Raw genomic sequence first — 13,167 nt, 5'->3', positions numbered from 1 at the left:
AAGAGATGGCTGACGACCCCCAGGGTCTGAGCGACGAAGAGCGTGCGGAGCTCGAGCAGCTTCGCGCCGAGAAGGCCAAGCGTGACGCGGCCGCCCGCGCACAGAGCGAGCGCGCCGAGCTCGAGCGTCTCAAGCGCGAGCAGCGCCGGGTTGACGAGCGCGCCGCTGCCGACGAGCGCACGCGCAGGATTCGAGAGCGCAACGCCAAGCTCATGGAGCCCGACGACGACCTTCGCATGCCCGTGGGCCAGAAGATAGTCCTCCTCGCCGTCCTCGCTCTTGTAGTCATCATCGTCATCGCAATGAATCTGGGAAGGTAGCGCCCCGCGAGTCCCTTGGGCTTCACGCGAGGGGAGACGCCCTTCTCGACCGATGCCCAAGAGTGACTCGGGCGCCCCTCTTTCGTGTCCGCTGCCCACGAGGCGGCTAGGGGAGAAGAACAAATGGCTCTGACCGATTGCGCCAAAGCGACCGACGTCGCACTCAACACCGACCTTTACGAGCTCACGATGGCCCAGGGCTTCTGGGAGTCCGGCCTGGTGGACGTCGAGGGCTGCTTCAACGTGTTCTTTAGGGAGAACCCCTTTGGCGGGGGCTACGCCATCGCCTGCGGCATGGGGCAGATCGCCCAGCTGGTCGAGAACTTCAGGTTCGACGACGATGCGATCGAGTACCTGCGTGGGGTACAGGCCCCCGGCGGCGGTCCGATGTTCAAAGAGGGCTTCCTCGACTACCTCGGAGACTTTCGCATGCGCGTGAGCGTCTGGGCGGTTCCCGAGGGCGATCTTGTGTTTCCGCGCGAGCCCATGGTGCGCGTCGAGGGCCCGCTCATCGACTGCCAGCTGCTCGAGACGGCCCTACTCAATCTCGTGAACTTCCAGACCCTCGTGGCCACCAAGGCCGCCCGCGTCGTCCAGGCCGCGCGGGGTCGAGCTGTGTCTGACTTCGGCCTGCGCCGCGCACAGGGTCCCGACGGCGGCCTTGCGGTTGCGCGCGCCTCCTACATCGGCGGCTGCAACTCGACCTCCAACGTCCTGGCGGGAAAGATCTACGGCATCCCCGTGTTCGGGACCCATGCGCACTCTTGGGTCATGGCGTTCCCCTCCGAGCTCGAGGCGTTTCGCGCCTTCGCGGAGTCCAGCCCCAAGAACTGCGTTCTTCTTCTCGATACCTACGATGTCCACCAGGGCATCAAGAATGCCATCGTCGTTGCGAAGGAGATGGAGGGGCGCGGCGAGCGCCTTGCCGCGATTCGCATCGATTCGGGTGACCTCGCCAAGCTGTCCAAGGAGACCAGGAGGGCGTTTGACGCCGAGGGTCTCGGGTACGTGAAGATCTCGGTCTCGAACGACCTGGACGAGTACACCATCCAGTCCCTTCTCGCCCAGGGTGCGCCCATCGACTCGTTCGGCGTGGGCACCAAGCTCGCGACCTGCGACCAGCAGCCCTCCCTCGGCGGCGTCTACAAGCTCTCGGCCACGCGTGCCACGCCCGATGCGCCCTGGGAGCCGGTCATCAAGCTCTCCGAGGTGGCCTACAAGCGCACCGTTCCCGGCATCCAGCACGTCATGCGCTACTTCGACGGCTCGGGCGCTCCGGTCGCCGACATGATCGTTGACGACTCCGTCGCGCGTGGGGACGCGAGCACGATCGTGGACGTTGTCGACGACCTCACCTCCTACGACGTCTCGGGCGCGGAGTCGCGCGAGCTGCTCGTCCAGCTGGTCGAGAGGGGCCGTCGCCTTGGCCCCGACGAGGACATCGAGCGCGCCAAGAGCCGCTGCCGCGAGGCGCTCTCGAGTCTCGACGTCGCCCACCGTCGCTTCCTGAACCCCCAGACCTATCCCGTGGGTCTCGAGATGGGACTCGCCGCGCTCAGGTCCGACCTGACGCGTCGCGAGCGACTCGGTTCGGGACGCAGCTCCAAGTAATCACCTTTGTGATTAAAGCTAAGGAGCTGATGTCACTTTTTTCGGAGTTGGGTTTCGCTTGATACCCGCTCTGCTAGACTTTTCGTCGTGAGAAATCCGGGGAGCATCCCGGTTAGGAAAAAAGAAGGAGTTAGTATGCCCGAGACCATCGAAGAGCTTGTCAAGCAAGCTATCGCTGCCGCGCAGTCCGCAGGCACTCTGCCAGAGTTCGAGATCGAGGATTGCGGCATCGAGCGACCTGCTGACACCACGAATGGCGACTGGTCCTCGACCGTGGCCATGCGTTCCGCTCGTCTCGCGCACATGGCTCCCGCGAAGATTGCCCAGGCCATCGTCGACAACCTACCCTCCGACCCCTCTGTCGCCAAGGTAGAGGTCGCGGGACCCGGCTTCATCAACTTCTACATGAGCACGTCCGCCAACAACGACGTCTTCCGCGAGGTTCGCCAGAAGGGCGACGACTGGGGCCGCGTCAACGTCGGCAACGGCCTGCGCACCCAGGTCGAGTTCGTCTCTGCCAACCCCACGGGGCCGCTCCACGTCGGACATGGTCGCTGGGCCGCCCTGGGAGACTCCCTCTGCAACGTCCTGGAGTTCGCCAACTTTGACATCCAGCGCGAGTACTACATCAACGACCACGGCTCCCAGATGGACGTCTTCGGCCGCTCCGTCGCCATGCGCTACCTGCAGCTTGGCCAGATCGCCAGCGAGAAGGGCATAGACATCGATGCCGCCGCCCAGGTCCTGGTAGAGGACCGTGGAAACTTCGTCGAGGACGACGCCGACGAGCACCCCGAGACGCACCCCTACATGGACGCCTTCAACGAGGCGCTGGGTGGAAACTCCTACGGCGGCGACTACATCGTCGACATCGCCAAGGAGTTCTGGGCGCACGACGGCGACAAGTGGATGGAGGCCGACCAGCAGGAGCGCGACGACGAGTTCCGCGAGCGCTCCTACCGCTACATGCTCGCCCGCATCAAGAAGACCTGTGACCAGTCCCGTTGCGTGTTCGACGAGTGGAGGAGCGAGCGCTCCTTCTATGTGAAGGACGAGAACGGCATGAGCATGGTCGACCGTGCCTTCGACACCCTCCGCAAGGAGGGCTACGTCTACGATGACGAGGAGGGCGTCGTCTGGTTCAAGTCGACGGCCTTCGGCGACGACAAGGACCGCGTCCTCATCAAGCACAACGGCGAGTATACCTACTTCGCATCCGACGTCGCCTACTGCCTCGACAAGTTTGACCGCGTCGACTACGAGATCAACATCTGGGGCGCCGACCACCACGGCTACATCAAGCGCGTCCAGTCCGTCGCCGAGGCCTTTGGCTACCCCGGAAAGTACGAGATTCTCCTCGGTCAGTTCGTCAACCTCCTGAGGAACGGTGAGCCCGTCCGCATGTCCAAGCGCAAGGGCACCATGATCTCGTTCCAGGAGCTTCTGGACGAGGTCGGCACCGACGCCACGCGCTACACGCTCATCAGCCGTTCCTCCAACCAGACGATTGACTTCGACATCGAGGCTGTCAAGCAGAAGTCGAACGCCAACCCCGTCTATTACGTGCAGTATGCGCACGCGCGCATCTGCTCCATCCTTCGCCGCGCCGCGGGCGTCACGGAGGACGAGGCCCTTGAGATGGGCATGGAGGCCGTTGCTGCCAAGGCAATCGGCGAGGACTATGACCTCTCGCTCCTGACCGACCCCACCGAGGCTGCGCTCGCGCGCAAGCTCTCCGAGTTCCCGGACCTCATTGCCGGCGCTGCTCGCGACCGTGCCCCGTTCCGCCTCACACACTTCTGCGAGGAGCTCGCTGCTGCCTATCACGGCTTCTATGCGGCCTGCCAGGTCCTTCCGAGCGAGGGACGCCCCGTTGACGCAGGGCTTTCCAAGGCGCGTCTTGCAGCCTGCGATGCCGTCCGCATCAACCTTGAGGTCGCTCTCAAGCTGATAGGCGTCACGGCTCCGGACGTCATGTAAGGTTTCCTTGGCGTAAAAATGAACTAAAATCACCTATCGGTGATTTAGCATTTTTCGGAGCGGGCATCATCGCTTTATGGATGTTTTTCGTCTGGGTAGCGTAGATAGCTATTTAGGCCCCACCAAGCCATTGGTGGGGCTCCTTTCATATTCGAGCATGGGAGGTATGGGTGGAGCTTCGTGAGTACACGTCGATACGACGTGCCTACAACCTCGTGCGGCAGCGCGTAGACTCCTCGAGTCGCCTGACCTTTGCCGAGTTCGCCATCCTCTGTCGTCTTCTCAACGTTGGAACCAGCCTCAAGACCTCCGAGATTGCCGAGTATCAGGGGTCGTTGCGTCCGACCATGACGCACAGGACCAAGCATCTTTCGAAGCTCGGGCTCATAGAGCGTGACAAGGGCGACTCCGACAGGCGTAACGTCGTCTGTACCATATCTGACGCTGGCGTCGCCTACGTCCACGAGCTGTGCGAGAGCGCCTGCAAGGAGATATCTGCGGGTCACGCCCTTGCGAGGACGACTCCGGAGCGCATCTGCCGATACGCCGACGCCATGGGCTCCGTCCCCTGCGCCGCCGGCGAGCTCACGCTCCTCGGCCTGTACGAGGCGGGCGTGGGCTCTCGCAGCATCTCCCAACTCGTCGAGGACCTTGGCCTGCTCCAGCCGACTGTGTCCATGTCGGTTGCCGCCCTCGAGCAGGAGGGGATGATCACCCGTGTGAGCGAGGGCGAGGCGAAGACTCTTCGCGTCGCGCTATCGGAGGCCGGTCGCAAGGCCGCCGAGGACCTCATCGACATAATCACTGACGTGATTGTTCGCAGAAAGCCGCGTAAGCATTAGCTTCCGATGGTATGGGCAGGCATTTCTCGCCTGCCTTTTTTCTTGTGGCGACCCTTTGCTCCGATAGACCGTTTATGCTATGGTCACGTTGTTTTGCGCCCTGCGCATTTTTCTCTGGCGTTTGCCAACTACTATCTGTTTTTCATTTTCATTTTTTGTAAGCCCGGGTTCTGCGTGCGTTCACGCGGGATGGCCGTGGGCATGACTGTCTGAGACACAGCTCCAGAAAGGTTTATACGATAATGGCGGAAGAATACGTCGAGTCCGTTTCTGCGACCGCTGCCGTTGAGGCGGAGAAGGCTCCCCAGAAGCCCAAGCGTCGCCGTACCAAGAAGGCCAGTGAGAGCGCTGAGCCGGCTGAGGCGAGCGCGGCAGAGGGTGGCGAGGAGCCCAAGAAGCCTCGTAAGCGTGCCACTCGCAAAAAGAAGTCTGACGAGGGCGAGGTCGCGGAGCCCGTTTCCGAGTCCGGCGAGGACGTCGCGGAAAAGCCAAAGGCGAAGCGCACGCGCGCTCGCAAGGCAACTTCGAAGAAGGAGGGCGCCGCGACGAAGGAAGAGGCTGCTGCCGAGCCGAAGGGCGACTCCGAGCCTGTCGCACAGGGCGCCGCCGAGGACGCGGAGGCTCTCAAGAAGAAGGCGCGTCGCTCTCGCAAGGCGACCAAGGACAAGGGAGAGGACTCAGCCGAGTCCGAGTCTGCGTCTGCCGCTGAGACGGAGCCTGCGGGCGGGGAGGGATCCGATAAGAAGGTCCCCTCGAAGACGCGCTCGCGTCGCAAGAAGGTCTCTTCGGCAGAGGGCGAGGAGCTGGACGTCGAGAAGCTGAACAAGCTTACCCAGGACGCCACCCACGCCTCCTCCCAGGTGCAGGACGCGCCTGCGACGACTCTGGGCGAGGCGGACGGTGCAGCGCGCCCGGCATCTGCCTCCAAGGGCGAGGACGATGGGCGAAAGGGCCATGGCAAGCAGGAGGGCGAGGGCAGGCGTCGCCACAAGAGGGGGGAGCGCGATCGCGACCGCGACCAGAACTCCCGCAATGACTTTGGCGGCAAGCGGCAGGGCAGGAGCCAGCGCCGCCGCAACCGCAGGAACCAGCAGGAGGTCCTCGAGCCCAGCCTCTCGCGCGAGGAGCTCGAGGGCATGAAGGTCGTCGAGCTTCGCTCCAAGGCTGCAGAGCTCGGCGTGGATCACGTTGGAGCTCGCAAGGCCGAGCTCGTCGATTCCATCTATCGCGCCGCCGCCCTCGCAGAGGGCTTCCGTCCGGTCGAGGGAGTCCTCGACTTCCAGAACGAGGGCTACGCCTACGTGAGGACCGGCAACTACATGGCCGGCGAGTCGGACGCCTTCGTCCATCAGCAGGTCATCCGGCAGTACGGCCTGCGTCCGGGCGACTGGATCAAGGGCAGCGTTGCCCCGTCCAAGGGCAACAACAAGTATCCCCCTCTCAACAAGGTCGAGCTCGTCAACGGGCGCGTGCCCGAAGAGATGAAGTCCCGTGCCCGTTTCCGCGACCTGACGCCCATCTATCCCAACGTCAGGCTTACCATGGAGCACGGTCGCGAGTCCATTACGGGTCGTGCGATCGACCTCGTCGCACCTATCGGCAAGGGCCAGCGTGGACTCATCGTGTCGCCTCCCAAGGCGGGCAAGACGACTGTTCTCAAGAAGATCTGCCAGTCCATCGCGGCAAACAACCCTGAGGTTCACCTGTTCTGCCTGCTGGTCGACGAGCGTCCCGAAGAGGTCACCGACATGGAGCGCTCCATCAGGGGAGAGGTCGTCGCGTCGACGTTCGACATGCCCGCGAGCAACCACACGGCCGTAGCCGAGCTCGTTATCGAGCGCGCAAAGCGCCTTGTCGAGCTGGGCGAGGATGTTGTCGTCGTTCTGGACTCAATCACCCGTCTGGCCCGCGCGTACAACCTCGCGCAGCCTGCGAGCGGCCGTATCCTCTCGGGCGGCGTCGACTCGGCGGCGCTCTATCCCCCCAAGAAGTTCCTGGGTGCCGCGCGCAACATCGAGAATGGGGGCTCACTGACCATCCTGGCGTCCGCGCTCGTCGACACCGGGTCGAAGATGGACGAGGTCATTTTCGAGGAGTTCAAGGGCACTGGCAACATGGAGCTCAAGCTCGACCGTGAGCTGGCGGACAGGAGGATCTTCCCTGCCATCGACCCGGTCTCCTCGGGCACCCGAAACGAGGACCTTCTCATCGATGCGGAGCTCCAGCCTTTCGTTTGGGGCATCCGTCGCATCCTGGCCAACATGAACAGCACAGAGCGAGCGGCATCGGCGCTCGTAAAGGGCCTCAAGGGCACGAAGGACAACGAGGAGTTCCTTATCAGGTCCGCCAAGAAGGCCCAGCAGACCGAATACTTCGGCGCTTAGTTCCGAAACACGGTTACGATCTCGTGGGGGGTTGCTCGCACAGGGCGACCCCCCACCTTTGTCGACACTTTCCCACAATTGACACTGTTTTTGCGGCAGATGCGCTTGCAAATGCCTCGATAAGCGCTACTATTTGTTCAGTCTGAGGTTTGTTATGCCTTGGGCGCATCGCGACGGTACACGAAGATAAATCACACCAAGCCGTTGTATATGGGGGCTCGCTCGTTCGAGAAGACCATCATCTACATACTTGATTCCTTTATCTCCTTTGCTGTTTGCTGCGCTTTCGAGGCGTTTCGGGGGAGGAGTGCTCTATGTGTCAAGAGAAGAGGAATCCGGCAGTCGTCGCAGGTCTCCTTGGGGTCGTGGCATTCAGCGCACCGCATGTCGCGCTTGGGGCTACCCAGGCCAGCGTCATCGATTCTCCGGTAATTCCGTTTGCCTTGGGTTGCGTCTCGGGTGCCGCATTTGCCGGTGCCGTTGGAATCATAGTCTCCCGCATCGCACATTCCCACGAGCGCGGCAACGAGGAACTGTTTGACTTCCCCGCGGTGGCAGGCGTCGCGGCCAATGCCAAAGAGGACGCGACGAGCGACCTTGCGGCGGAGGAGCCCACGGTCGTCTCCAACACCAATGTGACGAAGCCCTCTGCGGGCCAAAGCAGCCTTGTCGATCTTCCCTCGGTCAACCTGCCGGCACCGGCTTCCGCTGGCGTCACGTCTTCCGCTCGCGCCACCCGCAACCTTGGCGCACGCATCCCCGAGGTTAACGTCGACGCCCCGCGCGCCGCGTCCGTCTCCCGGTCTTCGGCGGCTGGAGCGACTCGAGCAGCTGAGGCTCCCGCGGTCGTGCAGGCCCAGGGTCCCGCGCACGCAACGAACGACTATGGCAAGATTGCCGAGAACTATGTCCGTCGCCAGACCTTCAAGGAGCGCATGGCGTCCCGCGCCCGCGGTGTCGCGGAGGTCCTCTCCGAGCGCCTTGGCGGCGACCGCTTCGAAGGCCTTCCCATCATCGAACGCGCCGACGGAACCGTTGGCGACGTGGGCACCGGCTGGTGGAACGCGCGACTGGGCGACTCCGTCCTGCGCGTCGGCGAGGTCTCGCCGACGGCTACCATGGGCGACCTCACCATTCCCGACTGGATGGGTGACGTCTCCAGCGAGCCTGTCGCTCGTTCGGCATTCGCCCAGGCCCCCGTGTCGGAAGAGGCGGCCAAGCGTCAGGCGCAGGCGCGCTCCGTCCGCATCGCACAGGCCGTCGCACCCGTGAACCAGGGCGTGTATCCCGAGAAGCGCAGCGTCGACGAGCTTGACCACGACGACGTCTGGGAGAGTGCCCTCCAGGCGATGGGCGAGAGGATCGCGCAGTACTCCTCCGCGCCCGTCTTCGAGGACGTCATCGGCGGCGTCGACACCATCGACGAGCCCGACAACCTCGAAGAGGCCACGAGCTTCATCCCGTTCAGGACTCCTGCGGGCCACCCTGAGGTTGTCGACACCGCTAGCTACGTTGATTACCTCATCAGCGAGGAGTTCTCCCGCAGCTCCTCCAAGGCCGTCCGCACCTCGTCGCGCAGGTACCTTCGACTCATCAGGGGCGGAAGTCAGAGCCTCAAGTCGACGGTTACCCTTCGCAGGATGGGTTCGCATCGCTCGTCGCACAGCGAGAAAGCCTACGTGCCCAGGCACATGGCCGTTCCTGACGCCGCCCAGGAGGCCTAGCCCTTGTCACGTGGGAAGCGACGGGGCGCCGCGGTCTGGTTCGCGCTGTCGCTTGCGTGGACCGCGCTCATCTGGGTCCATTCCATGGTTCCCGGCCCCGCCTCGACGTCTGAGAGTAGCTTTGTCGTGCAGCTCCTCGCCCCGCTCTTTGGCATGGCGGGGGTCTGTGACCGCACGGTCATGACCCTTCTGGTCCGGAAGTGTGCCCACTTCAGCGAGTACGCGCTTCTCGGCTTCCTTACCCACGGGCTGCGCTCGTCCCTTCCTCGCGAGAGCCTTCTGCCCTTTGGGCTGAGCGTCGTCTGGGCGATGCTCGCGCCCTGCCTCGACGAGACCATCCAACTATTCGTTCCCGGCCGAGCCGGGCTTGTCACGGACGTGCTCATCGACCTGGGTGGCGTGCTCGTCGGCACGCTCTTCTGCCACGCGCTTCTGCGTCGCGGCCGCTTGAAAAGCATCTGACACCGTCTGTCTTTACGCCACGCTTCAACTGTTAACGAGATGAAACGCCTTCTGCAACCAGGAGGCCATTGGCAATCTCATGCCTTACAGTCAGTCTCACCAATGCGCGGGTCAGAGGGATTCGCGCGCGTCCTGCGAAAAGGAGGGGCTGGCATGAGATTTGAAAAAATATCGCGTAGGAGCTTTGTGAGGCTCATGGGCGTAACCGCGGCTGGAATGGGGAGCTCTGTCGTAGTAACTGCCTGTGGCGGATCGTCCGGCGGCTCCTCCGACACCATCAAGATCGGCGTCATGGGACCGTACTCCGGTGACGTCGCGCAGTACGGCCTTCCGTGTCGCTATGGCGCGGAGCTGTACTTCGAGCAGATCAACAGCCAGGGAGGAATCGGCGGCAAGCAGGTCGAGCTCAACGAGCAGGACGAGAAGGGCGATGCCACCGAGGCCGTCAACGTCTACAACAAGCTCGTCGAGGACGGCGTCGTCGCGATTCTCGGTGACATCACTTCGACTCCCACCATCGCTGTCGCCCAGGCGTCCGTCGCAGACAACATGCCCATGGTGACTCCCGTCGCCACGGCAGCGGACGTCGTCAACCAGGGTGGCAACAACGTGTTCCGCGCCTGCTTCACGGACCCCTACCAGGGCAAGCTCATGGCTGACTTTGCGGCTGAGAGGGGCCTCAAGACGGTGGGCATCATCTACAACGTCGGCGGTGACTACGAGGTCGGCGTAACCGAGGCGTTCAAGGACGAGGCCGCCAAGAAGGGCATCTCCATCACCTCCGAGCAGGCCTACCAGGCCGGTGACGCTGACTTCAACAGCCAGATCACCTCGATTCTTTCGACATCTCCCGACGCGATCTTCTGCCCCAACTACTACCAGGACACGGGCAAGATCATTACGCAGGCCCGCAAGCAGGGCTTCTCGGGCTCCTTCATCGGAACCGACGGATGGACCGCAATCTCCAATCCCGAGGGCCAGTCCTACGCCTCCGGACAGGACCTGCAGAACTGCTACTACTGCGCCGCGTTCTCGGCAAACGACGAGGACGAGAAGGTCCAACAGTTCGTGTCCGACTATAAAGCCAAGTTCAATGAGACTCCCACGTCGTTCTGCGCCATGGGCTACGACGCAGCCATGGTCCTTGCCGAGGGCATCAAGGCCGCGCTCGATTCCGGCGTGAGCGACCTGGCCTCCGATGACGGCAGGCAGGCGATTATCGACGGCATCAAGAACGGTACCGTTGACGGCGTCTCGGGCCAGATCTCCTATCCCAAGAACGGCGACCCCGCGAAGTCCACGCTCATCATCGGCTTTGAGCCCGATGGCACCGAGAAGGTGGAGGAGAGCGTCCCCTACCAGGAGTAGTGCTCGGCTGTGTCGGCTTATGGCAAGCCACCCCTCTACAGGTCAGAGGGTCGGCAAGAGTCCCCGTGGCCGTCATCGTTATGTGATGGCGGCCATATGATGTACCTCAGGTTTTCTTGCTGTTACGGAAAGGCAAAGGTTTCCGGGGATGCATCGGCCGTGACAAAGATGCCTCTACAGTAGCCCCTAACGCGTGGCCACAAGGCCGCACGCCTGTTGACAACTAGGAGGTTGAGCATGGCTAACGCATTTTGTAGGCGCGACTTCGTTAAGTTGAGCGGCATTTCCGCCGTCGGTCTGGGCGCCGCTTCGATTCTGAGCGCGTGCGGGGGCTCCGGGTCTTCCTCGAGCGATACCATCAAGGTTGGGCTCATGGGGCCCTACTCGGGTGACGTCGCCCAGTATGGGCTCGCGGTTCGTAAGGGCGCGGAGCTCTACGTCAAGCAGCTTAATGCGGACGGCGGGCTCGACGGCAAGAAGATCGAGCTCGACACCCAGGACGAGAAGGGCGATGCCACCGAGGCCGTCAACGTCTACAACAAGATGGTGGAGGGCGGCGTCGTTGGCATCATCGGTGACGTAACCTCGACGCCCTCGATAGCCGTCGCCCAGGTCGCAGCCGGGGACAACATGCCGCTCGTCTCTGCGGCAGCCACGGCAGCCGACTTCGTCTCCTTCGGTCCGAATGCCTTCCGTGCGTGCATCACCGACCCCTACCAGGGCAAACTCATGGCGGACTTTGCCGCCAGCCAGGGCTTCAAGACGGTTGCCACCATCTACAACAGCGGTGGTGACTACGAGAAGGGCGTTAACGACGCGTTCGTGGCCCGATGCAAGGAGATCGGCCTTTCCGTTGCCACCGAGCAGGGCTACCAGTCTGGTGACGTTGACTTCAAGGGTCAGCTGACCAGCATCATCGCCGTCAAGCCTGATGCCGTTCTCTCTCCGAACTACTACCAGGAGGACGGCCAGATCGTTACACAGGCTCGTCAGCTGGGCTACACCGGGGCGTTTCTCGGCGCCGACGGCTGGTCCAACATCGTCGGCGGTGACCAGGAGTATGCCTCTGCGGAAGACCTCGAGGGATGCTTCTACGACTGCTCGTTCGTCATCGAGAACGAGTCCGAGGACGTTCAGAAGTTCGTCAAGGCGTTCCAGGACGAGTACGGCGAGGCTCCCACGAACTTCTGCGCACTCGGCTACGATGCGGCGATGGTTCTGCTCGGCGGTATCAAGACTGCGCTCTCCAAGGGCGTCGACCTCTCGTCTGACGATGGTCGTCAGGCAATAGTCGACGGAATCGCGCAAGGCTCCGTTGACGGCGTCACCGGCACCATCAAGTACGATGGCAGTGGAGACCCCGTCAAGCCTACTCTGGTAATCACCTTCGAGGGTGGCTCCCAGAAGGTGTTTGACGAGGTCGGCGCCTAGGTTCTTCTTTGCACTACCGTTGGAACGTCGGGGCATTCGGGTCCCGACGCTCCCGCGTCTTTCTAGTACGTTCTTCGTTCTGCCGCCAGGCCCGCGCGGTCGTTGCTCGCCTGGTTCCAATGTCCCATCCGTCGCTCGTTAATTAACTATGAGAGAGGAAGTGTTTGCCGTGACGTTTTTGACGCAGGTGCTCAACGGCCTCCAGCTTGGCAGCATCTACGCGCTCGTCGCCCTGGGCTACACGATGGTGTATGGCATCATCTTGCTGCTTAACTTCGCCCATGGCGACATCATCATGGTGGGTGCGTATATCTCCTGGATCGTCATGGCCCAGATGGGCTTCCATCCCGCGATTGCGATCTTGCTTTCCGTCGTGGGCTGCACGCTGCTTGGAGTCATGATCGACAAGGTCGCCTACGCGCCGCTTCGCAACGCCCCGCGTCTTTCCATCCTTATCACGGCCATTGGCGTTTCCTACTTTCTCGAGAATGGCGCCCAGCTCGTCTTCGGCGCCGACGCGAAGGTCGTGCCGCCGTACTTTGACGCCTCACCTCTCTCGTTCGGCAGCGTGCAGCTGTCACCCATCGCCCTGCTCACGATTGCGGTGACCGTCGTCTCCACGGCCATTCTGACGTTCCTCGTCCAAAAGACGAAGCTCGGCAAGGCCATGCGCGCCGTGTCCGAGGACATGGGTGCAGCGCGCCTCATGGGCATCAACGTGAACACGACCATCTCGTTCACCTTTGCCGTCGGCTCGGCGCTTGCCGGCATCGGTGCGGTGCTCTACGCGATGGCCTACACGCAGGCGACGCCGACAATGGGCATCATGCTGGGCACCAAGGCCTTCGTCGCCGCCGTCCTAGGTGGCATCGGCTCGATCCCTGGGGCCGTCATCGGTGGTCTCCTCGTCGGCTTTGCCGAGGTCTTCGTCTCGGCCATCGGCCTTTCCGTCTGGAAGGATGCCGTCGTGTTCCTACTTCTGATCATCGTCCTCATCGTGAGGCCGACGGGCATCCTCGGCCGCACCATGAACGAGAAAGTCTAA

The 13,167-nt window shown here is 62.7% G+C and carries 10 protein-coding genes; all 10 read left to right on the top strand.

All coding sequences use genetic code 11. The features are described from left to right. The first annotated feature begins 5 nt into the window (after positions 1–5). The 10 genes from BMY31_RS03540 (at position 6) to BMY31_RS03495 (ending at position 13,167) form a co-directional block, all read left to right on the top strand. Positions 6–320, top strand: a complete 315-nt coding sequence (locus BMY31_RS03540; protein ID WP_091008345.1) for a hypothetical protein — start codon at positions 6–8, stop codon at positions 318–320. A gap of 123 nt (positions 321–443) precedes the next feature. Next, positions 444–1,931: a nicotinate phosphoribosyltransferase gene (locus tag BMY31_RS03535; protein WP_091008342.1), complete on the top strand. Its 1,488-nt coding sequence runs from the start codon at positions 444–446 to the stop codon at positions 1,929–1,931. 135 nt (positions 1,932–2,066) lie between these two features. Beyond that, positions 2,067–3,911: an arginine--tRNA ligase gene (gene argS / locus BMY31_RS03530; protein WP_091008339.1), complete on the top strand. Its 1,845-nt coding sequence runs from the start codon at positions 2,067–2,069 to the stop codon at positions 3,909–3,911. Between the two features lie 170 nt (positions 3,912–4,081). After that, positions 4,082–4,753, top strand: a complete 672-nt coding sequence (locus BMY31_RS03525; protein ID WP_078686890.1) for a MarR family transcriptional regulator — start codon at positions 4,082–4,084, stop codon at positions 4,751–4,753. 242 nt (positions 4,754–4,995) lie between these two features. After that, entirely contained in the window at positions 4,996–7,137 is a 2,142-nt protein-coding gene (gene rho, locus BMY31_RS03520) for a transcription termination factor Rho (RefSeq protein ID WP_091008336.1), read from the top strand. 314 nt (positions 7,138–7,451) lie between these two features. Then, positions 7,452–8,861 (top strand): hypothetical protein, encoded by a 1,410-nt coding sequence (locus BMY31_RS03515; RefSeq protein WP_091008333.1) that lies wholly within the window; start codon positions 7,452–7,454, stop codon positions 8,859–8,861. Positions 8,862–8,864: 3 nt separating this feature from the next. Continuing rightward, positions 8,865–9,323, top strand: coding sequence for a VanZ family protein (locus BMY31_RS03510; protein ID WP_091008331.1), 459 nt, complete (start codon positions 8,865–8,867; stop codon positions 9,321–9,323). A gap of 153 nt (positions 9,324–9,476) precedes the next feature. After that, entirely contained in the window at positions 9,477–10,691 is a 1,215-nt protein-coding gene (locus BMY31_RS03505) for an ABC transporter substrate-binding protein (RefSeq protein ID WP_078686886.1), read from the top strand. Between the two features lie 237 nt (positions 10,692–10,928). After that, on the top strand, positions 10,929–12,122 hold the full coding sequence (locus BMY31_RS03500; protein WP_091008328.1) for an ABC transporter substrate-binding protein: 1,194 nt from the start codon (positions 10,929–10,931) through the stop codon (positions 12,120–12,122). A 169-nt stretch (positions 12,123–12,291) separates the two neighbouring features. After that, the gene (locus BMY31_RS03495; RefSeq protein ID WP_218969852.1) at positions 12,292–13,167 is read left to right on the top strand and encodes a branched-chain amino acid ABC transporter permease; all 876 of its coding nucleotides are present in this window, start codon (positions 12,292–12,294) and stop codon (positions 13,165–13,167) included.

It is taken from the genome of Parafannyhessea umbonata, assembly GCF_900111255.1.
Classification (GTDB): domain Bacteria; phylum Actinomycetota; class Coriobacteriia; order Coriobacteriales; family Atopobiaceae; genus Olsenella_J; species Olsenella_J umbonata_A.
This window is presented reverse-complemented; position numbering and strand designations above follow the sequence as displayed.

What these genes read in the sequence shown, in the direction of transcription:
- BMY31_RS03540 (WP_091008345.1), top strand. Translation starts at nt 6, where the DNA reads ATGGCTGACGACCCCCAGGGTCTGAGCGACGAAGAGCGTGCGGAGCTC.
- BMY31_RS03515 (WP_091008333.1), top strand. Translation starts at nt 7,452, where the DNA reads ATGTGTCAAGAGAAGAGGAATCCGGCAGTCGTCGCAGGTCTCCTTGGG.
- BMY31_RS03500 (WP_091008328.1), top strand. Translation starts at nt 10,929, where the DNA reads ATGGCTAACGCATTTTGTAGGCGCGACTTCGTTAAGTTGAGCGGCATT.
- rho (WP_091008336.1), top strand. Translation starts at nt 4,996, where the DNA reads ATGGCGGAAGAATACGTCGAGTCCGTTTCTGCGACCGCTGCCGTTGAG.
- BMY31_RS03505 (WP_078686886.1), top strand. Translation starts at nt 9,477, where the DNA reads ATGAGATTTGAAAAAATATCGCGTAGGAGCTTTGTGAGGCTCATGGGC.
- BMY31_RS03535 (WP_091008342.1), top strand. Translation starts at nt 444, where the DNA reads ATGGCTCTGACCGATTGCGCCAAAGCGACCGACGTCGCACTCAACACC.
- argS (WP_091008339.1), top strand. Translation starts at nt 2,067, where the DNA reads ATGCCCGAGACCATCGAAGAGCTTGTCAAGCAAGCTATCGCTGCCGCG.